This window comes from Mucilaginibacter sp., assembly GCF_025362475.1.
GTDB lineage: Bacteria > Bacteroidota > Bacteroidia > Sphingobacteriales > Sphingobacteriaceae > Mucilaginibacter.
On the sequence record NZ_JANYGH010000034.1, the window covers coordinates 1 to 16478 of the forward strand.

The following is a 16478-nucleotide window of genomic DNA, read 5'->3' on the forward strand; positions in this document are numbered from 1 at the left end:
TCCACACGTTTTTATCGGGGTAGTTATAGATCCCCGCCATCAGGTCCAGGACGATATGCGACTGGTCGGATTTGGGAAAGGTGTATTGGTGGAAGCCTACCCGGGCCGTGGTAGTCATCTCGGCGGTGATATTGCTTTCATCCAGCTTTACTTTATAGTAATTGGCGTGGCTTACTTCGTTCTGGTGCGAAAAGCCGGAGCGGTAGCCGCTGCCCGGTTTATCGGCCGTACCGGGGTTGAGTTTTAATTGGCCTACGGTCGGCATGATTAAAAAGTCGCCCAGGTCGGAGTGGCCGGTGCCGCTGAAATGGGTATGGCTGAAGCCGACGATCGTTTTATCATCATACTGGTAGCCCGCGCAGTATTTGTATACATCGGGGTTGTATTTGCCGTTCAGCTCGTAGCCTGCCGTATCGGTTTCGGGACTCAGCTGTACCATCCCGAAGGGTACCGTCGCTCCCGGGTAAACGTGTCCCATCCGCTGCGTGCCAATGATCGGGCGTACATACTGGACCAGGTTTTCGGAGGGGTGGGTTTGCGCCTGCGCATCTAAAGCAATAAAAGCTAAAAGAACGTAAAATATCTTCTTCATTGTTATGAACCGTATCAATTGATAAAACGTTTTAAGAGCTCAAATATAGGGCATAACACTTAAATGTTTCCATAACAGTAATAAAAACTGTACCTTGACATAATGTCATTAAACCCTACCTTTTGTAACATCGGTATGCGTTTTGCTATCTAACTGAAACACATCTAAAAAACAAAATATCAATGAAAAAGCTACTATCAGTAATATTAGTGGTTGCGGTTGCCATGTCCCTAAGTTCATGCAGCTACAACAGTATGGTTAAGCTCGATGAAAATGTAAAAACTCAATGGGCCGCCGTACAAAGCCAATATCAACGCCGCAGCGATCTGATACCAAATTTGGTGAACACTGTTAAAGGTGCGGCCAACTTTGAAAAAAGCACACTTACCGCCGTTGTTGAGGCCCGCGCTAAAGCTACATCGGTACAGGTTGATCCTACTAAATTAACTCCAGAATCTATAAAAGCATTCCAGGCCGCACAGGGAGAATTGAGTACGGCTTTGGGCAAGTTATTATCTATTACAGAAAACTATCCCACCCTGAAAACCAACGAAAACTTTTTGGGCCTGCAGGCACAGATAGAAGGGACAGAGAACCGCATACAGGTTTCCCGCCAGGATTTTAATACTGCCGTGCAGGAGTTCAATACCAAGATCAGATCATTCCCGGCAAATATCACTGCTAAAATGTTTGGCTTTTCTGAAAAAGGATATTTTACTGCCGAGCCTGGATCAGAAAAAGCACCTAAGGTTCAGTTTTAACTAATTAGTGAATTAGCGGGTTAGTGAATGAGTGATTTGAGCAACAACAACGCCACTCGTCTGTTCACTAATTAAAACACTCACTAATTCACCCATTCACTCAATCACTAATTAAAAAATGGCAGTATTTAACGAAGAAGAACAGCAGCGGATACGCAAGGCCATTGAGGAAGCCGAGAATCGCAGTACCGGTGAAATACGGGTTTGTATTGAAAAAAAGTGCAGTGAAGATGTGCTTGATCGCGCAGCAAAATATTTCTATCAGCTTAATATGCATAAAACAGCCCTTCGTCATGGAGTGCTGGTTTACGTAGCTACTGTTGACCGTAAGTTTGCCATTATTGGCGATGCCGGCATAAACAAGGTTGTACCCCCCAATTTTTGGGATGAGACCAAGGAGGATATGCTTAAGCATTTTAAATATGGTGATATTGTTGAAGGCATTGTTACCGGCCTAAAAATAGCAGGCGAGCAATTGCAAAAATATTTCCCTCACCATGCAGGCGACATTAACGAACTGCCCGATGATATTGCTTTTATGGATGGCGAATAACCAAAAGAAACACATGTTTAAAAAACTCATCATATTTTTCAGCCTGGTACTTTGCACCGCCGTGGCGTTTGCCCAGGAACTTCCTGAGCGATCTAATACGCTGGTTACCGATTATACCAATACCTTATCGGCAGCTGATAAACAAAAACTGGAAGACAAACTGGTTGCCTTTAATGATTCTACCTCTACGCAGATAGCCGTAGTAATAATGAAATCAACCGGCAACTATGATATTAATGCCTACGGTGTACAACTGTTGCGCAAATGGGGTATCGGCGAAAAAAAGAAGAATAACGGCATTTTAGTGCTGGTTGCCATGAGCGATCGCAAAATGAGCATCCAAACCGGTTATGGCGCCGAAGGTGCGGTACCGGATATAATTACGCAGGAGATTATCCAAAAGGATATGAAACCGCACTTTAAGCAGGATGATTATTACGGCGGACTTGATGCTGCTACCAATAGCCTCATTAAGTACATGAAAGGCGAATACAAAGCTGAACCAAAAGAAGAACAGGGCAAAAGTGTCGGTGGCAGCGCATTTATTGTTATTATTATAATAGTAGTTATCCTGATATTGGTATTCCGCAACCGTGGCGGTGGTGGTGGTCGCCAGATTATTGGCCGCAGGGGTGGCGCAAGTCCCTTCTGGTGGTTTCTGGCCGGTAACCTTCTTGGTGGCAGCGGCCGCAGCAGCGGATCTGACTGGGGAGGTTTCTCTGGCGGAGGTGGCGGCGGAGGTGGTTTTGGCGGCTTCGGCGGCGGTAGCGGTGGCGGCGGCGGTTCAAGCGGCAGCTGGTAGTTTTAATTAGTGAATTGCTGAGTTAGTGAATTAGTGATAGCCGGCGATTAATTAGTGAATTGCTGAATTGATCAATTATTGATGGCCGACAATTAGTTAATGAGTTTTGAATTAGTGATGGCCAGCCCAAATTATCCTTTGAATGTGTAAAGACTTTATTTTAAATGAGCTGGAGAAAATTTCACTCATGATGGCTCGTATTGCGGGTTTTAAAGAACAGGCAAAACCGGATGAATTTATACAGCTTGCAGATACTATGCTGCAAAATGAGTTTAATATTAAGCTTGATGAATTATTAGCGTTAACTACCGAAGATTTTGAACTTTTACTATTAAAAGGAAATTATAAAGCCGATAAGCTGGACGCTTTGGCGCAATTACTATACATGCATACCGAGCCATTTACCCCCTCGCCCGAAACTTTAGCTTCACTACAAAAAATATTAATGATTTTTGAATGGCTGGAGAAAAAGCACCATAGCTCCTCATTTGAAAATATTAACAAGCAAAACTCCATCTATCAATTTATAAAAAACAACTATGAGTAAAAATCTTACCTGGAAACTGCTTTCATCTGAATATATACACAAAGGTCCATGGGCTACACTACGTATTGATCGCTGCGAAATGCCCAGCGGCAAAATTGTTGACGATTACTATGTTTTAGAATACAGCAACTGGGTTAACGCAGTTGCCATTACCGAAGATAATATGGTGCTTATGGTAAAACAATACCGCCATGCCGCAGGTATCATATCACTCGAAATTCCGGGTGGGGTTATTGATGGTGATGAATCGCCGGTTGAAGGACTGCGCCGTGAACTGCTGGAAGAAACCGGTTACCAGTTTGATGATTTTGAATTGCTTTGCACCGTGTACGGCAATCCTTCAACTGCCAATAATCAAACATTTACCTACCTGGCTAAGGGCGGCAAAAAAGTCCAGGGACAATCATTGGATGAGCACGAGGAGCTAATCGTAGAAGAATACACCATCCCCGAAGTGAAACAATTACTCCTGGAAAATAAAGTTGTACAGGCTATGCACTGTGCCGGTCTATTTTACGGGATGGTGAAACTGGGGGCGCTGTAGTTACTCTGGGCAATTACCTTTACGGCGGGTATCAACTACATAAATAATCTTCCAGCCGGCGGGTGTACGCATTAGTGTAAATACATCAACCCCGCAATGGCTAAAGGTTTTGCCTAAATAAAACTTGTAAGGTGCCCAAACGCTGGCCATGTCGCCATCAATTTTAATATCACCAAAAGAGATCTGCTCGTCGTAGATCTCTTTGTGTGGCGTGCCAACCGATTTAATAAAATCATTGGGGTTATCAATATCCAATGCAACGGTTCCGTCTTTTTTATTGGAGATGCCCTCGAAAACGATATTTTTATGAAATGTCGATCGTAACAATGTGCTATCTCCTTTGCGCATAGCATCAAACATAGTATTGATGGTTTGCTTTACAGCATCCTGATCGGTTTGTTGGGCAAAGGTTTTGAATGATGTAAGCAGGATAAAGATGAACAGGATAATCTTTTTCATAACTATGTGTTTAATTCAATTTCTCTTTTTGTAGAGACGCATATTTGCGTCTCTCGCTTTACAGGGCCAATAAATTTTGTACGCGTGTGATTTGCATGCGGGAGACGCAAATATGCGTCTCTACAAGAAAGCCCCTCTTAATGATTCTCTTCCTCATCAATCTTTAAAACAAAGGGCACCGGCTCTTCTATTCTTTGCCCTACTCCAAAATAATCTTCCAGCTCTTTTAAGGTTGATGAACTTGTAGCGATATCCTTAATGATCACCCCTTTTTCCATCAACAGAATCCGGTCGCAAATATCGGTGATGTGGTTAAGATCATGGCTGGATACTATATTGGTAATCCCCTTATTTTTATTTGCATCCTTCAGCATATTTTTAAGCCTAAACTGCGTGCTGGGATCAATATTGGCAAAGGGCTCATCCAGCATTAACAACTGCGGATTTTGCAGCAGGCACGATGCCACGCCCACCTTGCATTGATTCCCCTTGGATAGGTCGCGGATGTATTTGCCTTTTTTTAGTATTTCTTCGTTAAAAAAATCACCCAGATTTGATAATGCTTCATCTATCATAGCTTTACTTTGCTGATGCAGACCGCCGATAAAATACAGGTATTCCTCTGGTGTAAGGTAATCTATCAGAAAACCCTCATCCAGGTATGATGCGGTGTAGGTTTTCCAGTTTTCATGACCGGCTACAACTTCACCATTTGACAATACCTCTCCGGTTTCCGGGCGGATAAGATCAAGAATCATGCGGAACAGTGTAGTTTTACCAGCCCCATTATTACCAACCAAGCCTACGCTTTCGCCCTTATTGATCACCAGGTGCGGTACATCTACTACCGTAATGCCGTTGTATATTTTTTTAAGGTTCTTTATTTCAATCATGATTATTTATTTCTGAAGCCTTCGGCTATTTGATATCTCTTTTGCATAAAATCTTCTTCCAGCTTTTTCAGCCAAAAGTTGCGGGTTAGTATAAATATTATACCTGTTAACGCCAATACTAATAACCCTATGTTGTCCTGTTTAAATAATGAAAAAGGAATGTAAATAATGTAAGGTGTTAATATAAGCGGCAACGACAATAGCATTTGCGTAGCACCTACGCCTTCCCAATTAAATGACGCCCCTTTTGACAGATCGATGCGCTTAGCGTTACGATTGGCAAAAAACAATACTATTGTGGTATTAACGCCGATATTCCACAGGTACATTACAAAATGCACCAGTAATCTCTTCCATCCAAAATAAATGTAAGGTGTTGTTAAAAAGAAGGCTACGGTTGATACTATGGTAAACAGCAAATACTTAGCCTTTAAAAAATCTATAAAGTTAATTTTGCTCACCAATATGCCATCAAAGTGGGATGCCTGCCAGCTAAACATAAACTGACCGTAATTAATGATGAATATACCCGTCATGAACATCCCTACAAAAATGTACCAGCTTTGGCCGTAATGGTTGTTGGTATAAAATATGAGCCCATAAAACATAAAAAACAATCCCATAATCAGGGTCGATCGTGGGCGTTTATTGCGCAGAATAAGTTTAATCTCGTTCGCCGCCAAATCGCCAACGCTGCCAAACCTCGCCAGGAATGGGATATCCGTACTGCTTTTATATGATTTTATTTTATGTGCGGTAAGCTCTTCCAGGTAAAGGTTTTGCTTTAAATAATAAAAGTTAAAGTAATACATTACAAGCGCCAGCACAAAAGGCAACAAGGCCAACGCCGGCATAGTAATTAAATGCCCGAAAAAAGCGTATGAAATATCGCGGAACGAAAACAGGTGCCATTTGAAATCGCAGGCGATGATCAGGCCTAAAACGGCAGCGGAAATCAAAAATACCCAGCCATTCAGATTCGATCGCCTTTTAATGTACAATGCCAGGTAGTTGTTAAACACCGTGAGCCCGGCAATAGCTACAACAAAGCTTAATGCAACCACGCTGCCCGAATCGTGGGCAACTATCTTGAACACAAATGGCAAAAACAAGATGAAAGGCCACAAATTAAATACCGAGAAAGCCGCGGTTAATGCCAGGTAGCGCACAAAAGAATCTCTTTTTATAGGCAGGTGTAAATACGGCTGAACCCTTAGGGTAGGTAACTCCTGCAACTGCAGCCGCGTCAGCAGATCGAACAGGAAATAAATGAGTATGATGCCACAGAAAGCCTTAACCAGGTCTTCGTTAGGAAACATTGCCTCAAGCATTTTATCTAAAAAGATACCTATAGCAAGTACATTTAAAAACAGGTAAAGAATTAAAATGCCCATTACTACGCGTATAGCAATGCTTTTTCCCGTATTTTTTGATCGCCAGAAAGCTTTTAACTCATGACCGAAAAAGGTAGATACCATGTTTTATAGATAAGATATGTTTTGTTGAAGATAGGAAACAGAATCAAGAAATAAGAGTCAGGAATCAAGATTGATTAAGTAGGGTTTATTGTCTCCGTCACTACGAGGTAGGATGTGTTTGCAAAAAACCTTTTTGTCATCCTGAACGCAGTGAAGGATCTATTATCCGCCATACTTCTTCGCACTGTAAAGTCTGCGAATAGATCCTTCACTGCATTTCAGGATGACAAACCTTTCAAAACCTCATTTCTTCTACAGAGTCTCTGGATTTTCCCAATTTCCGTCCTGATTCTTGACTCTTAATTCTTGGCTCTCTGCTTCAATATTTATACCTATCCCCCCAAAGTTTCTTCAACTTCTCTTTTGATTCGTTTTCTTTGGAATTGTTACCTGGCTGGTAAATTTTTGTACCCCTGATGGCATCCGGCAAAAAATCGAGGTCGGTAAAGTTGCCCTCATAGCTGTGGGCATATTTATAGTCTTTACCGTAGCCTATATTTTTCATGAATTTGGTGGGCGCATTGCGTAAGTGCAGTGGAACTGGCAAGTCGCCGGTTTGGCGTACCAATGCCATTGCCGCACCAATCGCGGTTGTGGCCGAATTACTTTTGGCTGAGGTTGCCAGGTAGATGGCCGTTTGCGACAATATCAATTGCGACTCGGGCATACCAATCTTATTCACCGCTTCAAAACAACTTTGTGCCAGTAAAAGGGCATTGGGATTAGCGTTCCCAATATCTTCAGACGCCAGGATAAGCATCCGGCGGGCAATAAACAGCGGGTCTTCGCCGCCAATTATCATGCGGGCCAGCCAGTAAACGGCCCCGTTGGGATCGCTGCCACGCATAGATTTGATAAAGGCCGAAATAATATCATAATGCTGCTCGCCGGTTTTATCATACAACGCCATATTTTGCTGTACATGCTCCAGCACTACCTCATCGGTTAAAACTATATCCGGGCTATCAAAGGCGTTTACCAACAGCTCGAAGATGTTGAGCAGTTTACGGGCGTCGCCGCCAGATAAACGAAGCAGCGCTTCATGGTCCTTTATATTGATGCGCTTTTCTTTAAGCACTTCATCTTCCGCCATGGCTTTATCCAGCAGGTTCAGCAGATCCTCCTCTTCCAGGGGTTTCAAAATGTATACCTGGCATCGTGATAACAAAGCCGAGATCACCTCGAAGGATGGATTTTCTGTAGTTGCACCTATCAGCGTAACTATCCCCCGCTCAACGGCACCCAACAATGAATCCTGTTGAGATTTAGAGAAACGATGAATTTCATCAATAAATAATATGGGAAGTATTTCGCCTTGCTCCTTTAATATGGAGGCCTTTTCAATCACTTCGCGCACATCTTTCACCCCCGAATTTATTGCACTAAGTGAAAAGAACGGACGAGATAATGATTGCGAAATAATATAGGCCAGCGTAGTTTTACCCACTCCCGGTGGCCCCCAAAATAACATGGATGGCAACGATCCCGATTCAATAGCCTTGCGCAATACGGCACCCGGCCCCACCAAATGTTTTTGCCCTACATAATCATTGAGGGATTTTGGGCGCATCCGTTCGGCTAAAGGGGGGAGATTGGTCATGTAATTTATTAGATGTGCAGATTTTAAATGTGCAGATATGCAGATGAAGAGCCACGTATATGTACACTAATTAACTTAAGGATTGTATCATTCAAATGTGCAAATTGTGGGTCAATAAAAAAAGCCCCACCGCTAATAAACGATGGGGCTTCCAATAAGTTTTTTTTTTATCTGGTTATCTAAAAACAGATTACTTCTTCATCTGCACATCGTTTAGAAGCCATCCTCTTCGGCTCTCTTCAATTTTCTTTTTTCAACCACTGCCGATACCAGGATACCTACTTCATATAAAACAAACAATGGGATACTTACCACGGTCATGGTCATCATATCTGGCGTTGGGGTAACAACGGCCGCTACAATCATAATGGCAACTATGGCATAGCGCCTGGTATCGCGCATAAACTTAGCTGTAAGTATACCAAGGCTTGATAGCACATAAACCAATATAGGCAACTCAAATACTACGCCTGTTGCAAGGGTTAATGTTGCTACTGATGAAATGTAGGAATCGATATCAAATAAGTTTTTGATGGATGCACTCACGGTATAACCAGATAAGAAGTTTATCGACTCGGGAGTGATTACATAATAACCGAACATAACCCCTGTAATAAACAGGCCGGTTGCATAAAATACAAAACCAGACGCTGCTTTACGTTCCTTTTCATGCAGGGCCGGGCGGATAAAGCGCCACAACTCAAACAACAAATAAGGGAAGCCTAAAGTTATACCGATTAATAATGACGAGTTAATTTGCAGGGTAAACTGCCCGGCCATCTCCGTATTTATAAGCTGGATATTAATTTTATCGATACAAAAGCCAGGGCGGTGCAAGGCATCACCCAAAGCGCAAAGCATCCGGTACGTCCAGAAGGTTGGCTTGCTGGGGCCCATGATAACGGTATCAAATATCCAGTCGTAATAATAAAACACAACACTGGTAAATACTACAATGGCTATAGAAGCCCGTATCAAATGCCATCTTAAAGCTTCAATGTGATCGAAGAAAGACATTTCTGCCTCCATCGTTTTACCTTTATCTTTTATGGCTTTAATTAATTTATTGTCGCTCATTGTATATTTAAATACCGCTGTATAAACGCTATTGTGCTAAGTACGTTTTATTATATGAAGATAGTTTGAATTTAAATTACATTTCAAACGTTTCCATAAATTTAGTAGTAAAGTTACCCGCGCGGAAGTTTGGATCCTGCAATAATTTCAGGTGAAAAGGTATGGTTGTTTTTACCCCTTCAATAACAAACTCGCTTAAAGCGCGCTCCATGGTACATAAAGCCTCATCACGGGTTTGGGCACAGCAAATTACTTTTGCTATCATGGAATCATAGTTTGGCGGTATCACATAGCCAGTATACACATGGGTATCAATACGCACACCATGACCACCCGGTGAGTGAAAATTGGTTATTTTACCCGGTGAAGGGCGGAAATTATTGTAAGGATCTTCGGCGTTGATACGGCACTCAATGGCATGCATTGTTGGCTCGTAATTTTTACCGGAGATAGGGATACCCGAGGCTACTTTGATCTGCTCTTTGATCAGGTCAAAGTTGATAACCTCTTCGGTTACCGGGTGCTCTACCTGGATCCGGGTGTTCATCTCCATGAAGTAGAAATTGCGGTCTTTATCAACCAAAAACTCTACTGTACCGGCTCCTTCGTATTTTACGGCTTTCGCGCCTTTAATAGCAGCTTCGCCCATTTTTTTCCGAAGTTTTTCGGTCATAAACGGTGATGGAGATTCTTCAACCAGCTTTTGGTGACGGCGCTGAATAGAGCAATCACGCTCAGACAAGTGGCATACTTTACCATACTGATCGCCCACTACCTGGATCTCGATGTGGCGCGGATCCTGAACATATTTTTCAAGATACAAGCCATCGTTACCAAAGGCAGCGCCAGATTCTGCACGGGCAGAATCCCAGGCATTCTCAAATTCCTCATCTTTCCAAACAATACGCATACCACGACCACCACCACCGGCTGTAGCTTTTAATATTACAGGATAACCAATTTTATTGGCTATCGCGATGCCCGATTTAATATCAGTAAGTAAACCATCAGAACCGGGTACAATTGGTACGCCTGCTTTTTTCATGGTTTCTTTAGCCGAAGCCTTATCGCCCATGGAGTTGATCTGATCGGCTGTAGCCCCGATGAATTTAATTCCATAATCAGCACAAATGGCCGAGAATTTCGCATTTTCTGACAGGAAACCATAACCCGGATGTATCGCATCCGCGTTGGTAAGCTCGGCAGCCGAAATGATATTAGGAATACTTAAGTAAGAATCGCGGCTTGGTGGGGGGCCTATACAAACAGCTTCATCAGCAAAACGTACATGAAGGCTATCGCGGTCGGCAGTTGAATAAACAGCTACGGTTTTAATACCCATCTCTTTACAGGTACGGATAATTCGCAAGGCGATTTCGCCCCGGTTAGCTATTAATATTTTTTTAAACATGATTTCTTTGATGTGCAAATTACAAATGTGCAAATATGCAGATGAAAAATACTAATGAATGATGTTAGAATATGTAAACCACAAATGTGCAAATGAATTAAAAATCATTTGCACATCTGAAATCTGCACATCTGCACATCGTTATATAGGTTCTACTAAAAATAAAGGCTGGTCGTACTCTACAGGTGATGAATTATCAACAAGTACTTTTACAATACGGCCGGATATTTCTGATTCGATCTCATTAAAAAGCTTCATGGCTTCAATGATACAAACCACACTTCCGGTTTTAATTTCATCGCCAACATTTACAAACAATGGCTTATCAGGACTTGCAGAACGGTAAAAAGTACCGATCATTGGCGATTTGATAGTAAGATACTTAGATGTATCCGGACCAACTGGTGCTGCCGGTGCCACTGGCTCGGCTGCAACCGGGGCAGCTACCAATGCAGGTGCAGTTTGCGCCGGGATGCTGGCGTGAATAAGTTGCGGCTGAGTCTCGTTGGTTTTAATCGTGATCTTGAAATCTTTCTGCTCAATTGACACTTCGTTTACGCCAGACTTTGACACAAAGCGAATAAGGTCCTGAATTTGTTTAATATCCATAGTTGGGATTAATTGGTTGGGGACAAAGTTATATCTAAGTTATACAAATGTATGCAAATGTGCAGATTACAGATGTGCAAATACAGATGTATAAATTTGTTTAATTATTTATCAATTAGGTATTATTAACGTTTAATAACAGGCAGATGTTTTAAATTTTTGACATGTGCATCTTCCCTTTTTTCATCTGCACATTTGAAATCTGAAATCCGCATTTTTTTTCCATCTGCACCTAAGCACATCTGAAATTTGCACATTTAATACGCCCACCTTAAATAGATGCTACCCCATGTAAAGCCCCCGCCAAAGGCAGCCAAGATAAGGGTATCACCTTTTTTAAATTTACTTTCCCACTCCCATAAGCATAATGGGATGGTACCGTTTGTGGTATTGCCGTAACGTTCAATGTTGATGATCACTTTATCATCGCTTAAGCCAGTGCGCCTTGCGGTAGCATCAATAATGCGCTTGTTGGCCTGGTGTGGCACCAGCCATGCAACATCATCGGCAGTCAGGTTATTGCGCTCCATCACTTCATGAGCTACATCGGCCATGTTAGTAACAGCAAATTTGAAAACAGCCTGGCCTTCCTGGTAAGCATAGTGCTCACGGGCATCAACAGTTTCATGTGATGCAGGTTTTATAGAGCCGCCTGCTTTTTGGTGCAGGTAAGCAACGCCGGAGCCATCGCTTTTTAATATGGAATCCATGATCCCGTTACCTTCGTCATTGGGTTCAAGCAAAACTGCACCGCAGCCATCGCCAAAAATAATGCAGGTAGCACGATCCTGGTAATTGGTTATTGATGACATTTTATCGCCGCCAACTACCAATACTTTTTTATGCTTTCCGCTTTCAATAAACTGTGAACCGGTTGCAAGGCCAAATATAAAGCCCGAGCATGCGGCAGAAAGATCATATCCCCAGGCATTTTTAGCGCCTATTTTATTAGCTAAAATATTGGCCGTGGCCGGGAAAACATAATCGGGTGTAGTGGTGCAAAAAATGATAAGGTCGATTTCCTCGGCACCGATGCCGCGTTTTTTTAACAACGCCTGCACGGCGGGTACTGCCAGATCAGATGTACCCAAACCTTCGCCCTTTAATATACGGCGCTCCTTAATGCCAGTACGGCTAACAATCCACTCGTCATTAGTATCAACCAATGTTTCCAGTTCCTGGTTGGTTAACACATAGTCGGGCACGTAACCATGTACAGCAGTAATAGCGGCATGAATTTTACTCATCTTTATATTTTTACTGAAAAGCTTGTTTTATTTTATCAACCAGGCAGCTCTCAACCATGTTTTTTGATAAAAGCACCATGTTTTTAATAGCCTCTGGGGTTGATATCCCGTGGCCAACAACAACAGGGGCATTTACACCCAAGATAGGGCTGCCACCATATTGTTCATAGTTAAACCTATCAAAAAACTCATCCTTAAATTGTTTTTTTTGCGTAATAACGTAAAAAGTTTCGGCAAGCTTTAGTATTACATTACCTGTAAAACCATCGCATACAAAAACATCGGCCCCTTCGCTAAACAGGTCGCGGCCTTCAACATTACCAACAAAATTAAACAGCTTGGTTTCTTTCATTAACGGATAAGTGGCCTGGGAAAGGATATTTCCCTTCTCTTCCTCCTCACCAATATTCATAAGCGCTACACGCGGATTATTAATATTGTATACCGCCTGGGCAAATAAACTGCCCAATACGCCAAATTGCAATAAAACTTCGGGTTTGCAATCGGCATTGGCACCTACATCCAACAAAATACCCAAACCCCCTTTAAGCTTGGGTACAATAGTTGTCATTGCAGGGCGTACTACACCTGGAATGGTTTTAACGCTAAACATAGCGCCAACCAGCATAGCACCAGTATTCCCCGCCGACGAGAAAGCCTGAATTTTACCCTCTTTAAGCAATTGAAAACCAACCGAAATGCTCGAATTTGGTTTTTGAACAATAGCTTTTGTGGGATGTTCGCCCATGCCAATCACTTCGGTTGTATGAACAAACTCGAAATGATCGGGGCTAACATTATTTTCCTGAAGAATAGTAGCAGCTACTTCTTTATCTCCAATAAGTACCAGTTTTTGGTCAGCAGATAAAGCCTTATAAGCTTCGATTGCTCCTAAAACAGTTGCTTTGGGAGCAAAATCACCGCCCATAATATCTAAGCCAATCTTCATTTTCAGAAAATTAAACTTATGCTACTGCTGCTTTCTCAATAAGTACTTTACCGTTATAGTAAAGGTTACCATCAACAGTATAAGCTCTGTGCGGCAAGTGGATTGCACCTGTAGTTTGACAGGTAGTTAATGATGGCGCTACAGCTTTGTAATGTGTTCTGCGCTTATCTCTTCTTGATTTGGATATTTTACGTTTTGGATGTGGCATGATCCTGTTATATTTATTATTTATTTATTTTCTTGAGTACATCCCACCGTGGGTCTGTATGCTCGGTTTGTTCTTCGTTTCCTGAAAGGTTTTTCAACTTTTCAAGCATTTCTGTATCACAATATGAAGTGTTACCCTCATCGTTACACACCGATATAAATGGCATGGCAACGTTAATGTATTCATATATTAACCCTGCGATATTGATCTCATGATCATTTTTACTAAGGGTGATGATCTCATCATCTTCATCAATAGGCTCCTCGCTAAACTTAGCAATCTGTTGTTCGGTAATATCCAACACTTGTGGATATTGGGCCAAACACCTGTCGCAGTTTGCATCAACGGTGCCTTTGATCACAAAATTCAGGATGATCATTGTTTCCTGTTTGTCCAAATCTACAGAGCACTGCAAGTTAGCCTTTTTAACCAGTGAATATTCAAATTCGTTAAAAAAAGCATCGTCAACAGCAAATTCAAACTGGTGTTTCCCCAGCTTAAGTCCTGTAAAAGGAATCGAATATGTTCTAAGCGATTTCAATGAGCAACAATTAGCCCGCAAATGTAGGGAAAAATACCATAAGTGGAAAGTGTTTTTTGAAAAAGCTAAAAGGCGGAAGATTCAAAAGGTAAAAGGCGAAAGGTGAAGGGTAAAAGGGTATTACAACGATGCCGGTAATCATCGCATTGTTTTAGGTGCTGGAGTGTCCAAATCATAGCTAAATTCTAAATTTTATCCAGAGAAAATCACATAACCTCTCTAATTTTTCATCAGGTAAGGGTTGTTTGCCGGCCAGGAATAAATCTATTTCTTCTGCGGTACCAACAAAATCCGGTAAATTTTGCGGCGCAATTTCTAACATTTCCATCTTATATTTCACCACATCCGGCATCTTCAATTCAGGAAGCCCGAGTTTAACTTGTTCATAATGTGCTATCAGGGGTATCAATTCTGCAAGTTCATCAAACTCAGGCGTGTCCGGCTCCGACTCGAAAACCGCTACCGCCCGGGCTAAAGCTTCTTCATATTGGGTCGCTGGTTTAAAATTTTTATCACTTTCAATATAAGGCGGTTGGATAGGGGATTCCGACTGCTTAATCGGCCGGGCTATTGCTTGCTGAACAGTTTTACCTGACGATATTTCATTGAAAGAAACTGGAGGCGGGGGAATAAGCATCACCTCTGTTATTTTAACACTTACCACACTTTGCAAACCAGGGTTTTCGGCCCGAATTTGATCAATTTGCGCCTGCTCGCGGGCTTTTAGCTCTTTAATTGAACCTGCCCATACAATATATGTAGTTTTAAGCGGATAGTTGGTACGGCATTCTACCTGGTAATCGCCGTGGCCTACCCCAGCCATAACAGTGAACAGCTGCTCCATGTGCGGTCTTCCAAGCATATCAACTATGCCTTTGGCCTCACTATCGGGGTGTTCCTTGAGCCATATTAAAAAAGCGGTTTGAGCTTCGGGATGCTGCCGAATATAATCGGCTATTTTGTTTTTGGCGATAAGATTCATGTGATGTAAAAATTATACCATGTAATTTAGGTCTTTTAATTTAATTGCCAGCGCCCCTTGCCATTAACTATTTTATTTGCGGCGACCGGAAGCCGTGTTTCAACTTTTATTTTTCAATCTACATACATAACATACTGAATGTTATTAATTTAACTATGAATATCATCAACTTTTATTTATAATTTTAACTTTAGTTAGCGGGGCCGACGGATTTCTATTTCCCCCACATTCGTAAGCCCCGAACGTTATGTGCTATACTGCAAGCATTCTCTAAACGAACATTGTTTCTCAACACAAATGGAGACCAGAGACCATTTTAAAAACGGGGCGCTTCCGAAAAGCCATAAGAGTAGGGTAATTCAAACATAACAATCATGAAAAAGTATTTGATTAAAGGAACTTATAACTCCGATGGAGCAAAGGGGTTAATTCAAGAGGGCGGGTCGGGACGCAGAACTGCCATTGAAAAAATGCTGGAAGGAATGGGAGGTAAAGTGGAGTCCTTTTATTTTGCCTTTGGGGAGGAAGATGTGTACGTTATTGTAGAACTCCCTGATGATATTTCTGCAGTGGCTGTTGGGCTAGCAGTTAATGGTTCAGGTCTTGTTAGGATTTCGACCACTGTATTACTTACAGCAGCCGATATTGACGCAGCATCTAAAAAAACTGTCAGTTACCGGGCTCCGGGTAAAAGCTAACAATAGTATTTTGCTCAATAAATTATATTCATTTGGTTACCAACGAAAGTACAGCACATTACAAAAGGTTTGGCAAAAGCGGGGCAAAACAATGAAACTGCAGGGAAATCGCGTTTAAAATTTATAGCGGCTTTCCCATCAGTCTGAGGGAGTATCAAAGTTAAAAAGCAGATGAGATGCCGGTCCGTCGGCTGACGGATCGGCATCTCATCTGCTAAGTGTACTTCATGCAGGTTGCCTGTCCTGTGGGGTCCCGAAAAAAGTTCGGAATGACTTTCTTTTTTATAAGTTATATAAGCCCCCGCTGTTCGAAGTCGGAGACATTCAAACAACGGGGATACTTCAGATAGCAAGGGTGTTCCTTGAGACATATTAAAAAAGCGGTTTGGGCTTCGGGATGCTGCCTAATATAATCGACTATTTTGTTTTTGGCGATCAGGTTCATTTGATGTATAAATTACCAATGTAATTTAGGCCTTTTAATTTAATTGCCATTTCCGCGATATAAAATATTTTTTTCTTCCAAA

General features: G+C 42.0%; 18 protein-coding genes and 1 pseudogene. 6 read left to right on the plus strand and 13 right to left on the minus strand.

Features of this window, described 5'->3' with window-relative positions:
* Window positions 1–610: pseudogene (locus tag Q0R88_RS12075) on the minus strand (glycoside hydrolase family 92 protein); the annotation flags it as partial.
* A gap of 164 nt (window positions 611–774) precedes the next feature.
* Here Q0R88_RS12075 and Q0R88_RS12080 point away from each other — a divergent pair.
* The 5 genes from Q0R88_RS12080 (at window position 775) to Q0R88_RS12100 (ending at window position 3799) form a co-directional block, all read left to right on the plus strand.
* Complete coding sequence (locus Q0R88_RS12080) at window positions 775–1353, plus strand: LemA family protein (RefSeq protein WP_295716400.1); 579 nt, start codon at window positions 775–777, stop codon at window positions 1351–1353.
* A gap of 118 nt (window positions 1354–1471) precedes the next feature.
* Window positions 1472–1906, plus strand: a complete 435-nt coding sequence (locus Q0R88_RS12085; RefSeq protein WP_295716401.1) for a TPM domain-containing protein — start codon at window positions 1472–1474, stop codon at window positions 1904–1906.
* A 13-nt stretch (window positions 1907–1919) separates the two neighbouring features.
* Window positions 1920–2708 carry a TPM domain-containing protein gene (locus Q0R88_RS12090; protein WP_295716402.1) on the plus strand — a complete coding sequence of 263 codons (789 nt, stop codon included), beginning with the start codon at window positions 1920–1922 and terminating at the stop codon, window positions 2706–2708.
* Between the two features lie 142 nt (window positions 2709–2850).
* Window positions 2851–3255: a hypothetical protein gene (locus Q0R88_RS12095; RefSeq protein WP_295716403.1), complete on the plus strand. Its 405-nt coding sequence runs from the start codon at window positions 2851–2853 to the stop codon at window positions 3253–3255.
* On the plus strand, window positions 3248–3799 hold the full coding sequence (locus Q0R88_RS12100; RefSeq protein ID WP_295716404.1) for an NUDIX hydrolase: 552 nt from the start codon (window positions 3248–3250) through the stop codon (window positions 3797–3799). Before Q0R88_RS12095 ends, Q0R88_RS12100 begins: the two co-directional genes overlap by 8 nt.
* Here the strand turns inward: Q0R88_RS12100 and Q0R88_RS12105 are convergent, their stop codons facing one another.
* From Q0R88_RS12105 to Q0R88_RS12160, 12 genes are all read right to left on the minus strand, one after another.
* Window positions 3800–4258 (minus strand): nuclear transport factor 2 family protein, encoded by a 459-nt coding sequence (locus Q0R88_RS12105; RefSeq protein ID WP_295716406.1) that lies wholly within the window; start codon window positions 4256–4258, stop codon window positions 3800–3802. It lies immediately after the preceding gene.
* 137 nt (window positions 4259–4395) lie between these two features.
* Complete coding sequence (locus Q0R88_RS12110) at window positions 4396–5151, minus strand: ABC transporter ATP-binding protein (RefSeq protein WP_295716407.1); 756 nt, start codon at window positions 5149–5151, stop codon at window positions 4396–4398.
* A 2-nt stretch (window positions 5152–5153) separates the two neighbouring features.
* Window positions 5154–6629, minus strand: coding sequence for a DUF5687 family protein (locus Q0R88_RS12115; RefSeq protein WP_295716408.1), 1476 nt, complete (start codon window positions 6627–6629; stop codon window positions 5154–5156).
* A gap of 319 nt (window positions 6630–6948) precedes the next feature.
* Window positions 6949–8229 carry a replication-associated recombination protein A gene (locus tag Q0R88_RS12120; RefSeq protein ID WP_295716409.1) on the minus strand — a complete coding sequence of 427 codons (1281 nt, stop codon included), beginning with the start codon at window positions 8227–8229 and terminating at the stop codon, window positions 6949–6951.
* A gap of 213 nt (window positions 8230–8442) precedes the next feature.
* Window positions 8443–9306: a twin-arginine translocase subunit TatC gene (tatC, locus tag Q0R88_RS12125; protein WP_295716410.1), complete on the minus strand. Its 864-nt coding sequence runs from the start codon at window positions 9304–9306 to the stop codon at window positions 8443–8445.
* A 76-nt stretch (window positions 9307–9382) separates the two neighbouring features.
* Window positions 9383–10717 (minus strand): acetyl-CoA carboxylase biotin carboxylase subunit, encoded by a 1335-nt coding sequence (accC, locus tag Q0R88_RS12130; protein WP_295716412.1) that lies wholly within the window; start codon window positions 10715–10717, stop codon window positions 9383–9385.
* A 141-nt stretch (window positions 10718–10858) separates the two neighbouring features.
* Window positions 10859–11326: an acetyl-CoA carboxylase biotin carboxyl carrier protein gene (gene accB / locus Q0R88_RS12135; protein WP_295716413.1), complete on the minus strand. Its 468-nt coding sequence runs from the start codon at window positions 11324–11326 to the stop codon at window positions 10859–10861.
* Window positions 11327–11583: 257 nt separating this feature from the next.
* Window positions 11584–12573 carry a beta-ketoacyl-ACP synthase III gene (locus Q0R88_RS12140; protein WP_295716415.1) on the minus strand — a complete coding sequence of 330 codons (990 nt, stop codon included), beginning with the start codon at window positions 12571–12573 and terminating at the stop codon, window positions 11584–11586.
* A 10-nt stretch (window positions 12574–12583) separates the two neighbouring features.
* Window positions 12584–13522: a phosphate acyltransferase PlsX gene (gene plsX / locus Q0R88_RS12145; RefSeq protein WP_295716418.1), complete on the minus strand. Its 939-nt coding sequence runs from the start codon at window positions 13520–13522 to the stop codon at window positions 12584–12586.
* Window positions 13523–13538: 16 nt separating this feature from the next.
* Window positions 13539–13730 (minus strand): 50S ribosomal protein L32, encoded by a 192-nt coding sequence (rpmF, locus tag Q0R88_RS12150; RefSeq protein WP_295716420.1) that lies wholly within the window; start codon window positions 13728–13730, stop codon window positions 13539–13541.
* Window positions 13731–13746: 16 nt separating this feature from the next.
* Window positions 13747–14271, minus strand: a complete 525-nt coding sequence (locus Q0R88_RS12155; RefSeq protein WP_295716422.1) for a DUF177 domain-containing protein — start codon at window positions 14269–14271, stop codon at window positions 13747–13749.
* Between the two features lie 178 nt (window positions 14272–14449).
* Entirely contained in the window at window positions 14450–15253 is an 804-nt protein-coding gene (locus Q0R88_RS12160; protein WP_295716424.1) for a hypothetical protein, read from the minus strand.
* Between the two features lie 374 nt (window positions 15254–15627).
* On the opposite strand from Q0R88_RS12160, the gene Q0R88_RS12165 reads away from it, so the two are divergent.
* Complete coding sequence (locus tag Q0R88_RS12165) at window positions 15628–15951, plus strand: GYD domain-containing protein (protein WP_295716426.1); 324 nt, start codon at window positions 15628–15630, stop codon at window positions 15949–15951.
* The last annotated feature ends 527 nt before the right edge of the window (window positions 15952–16478 follow it).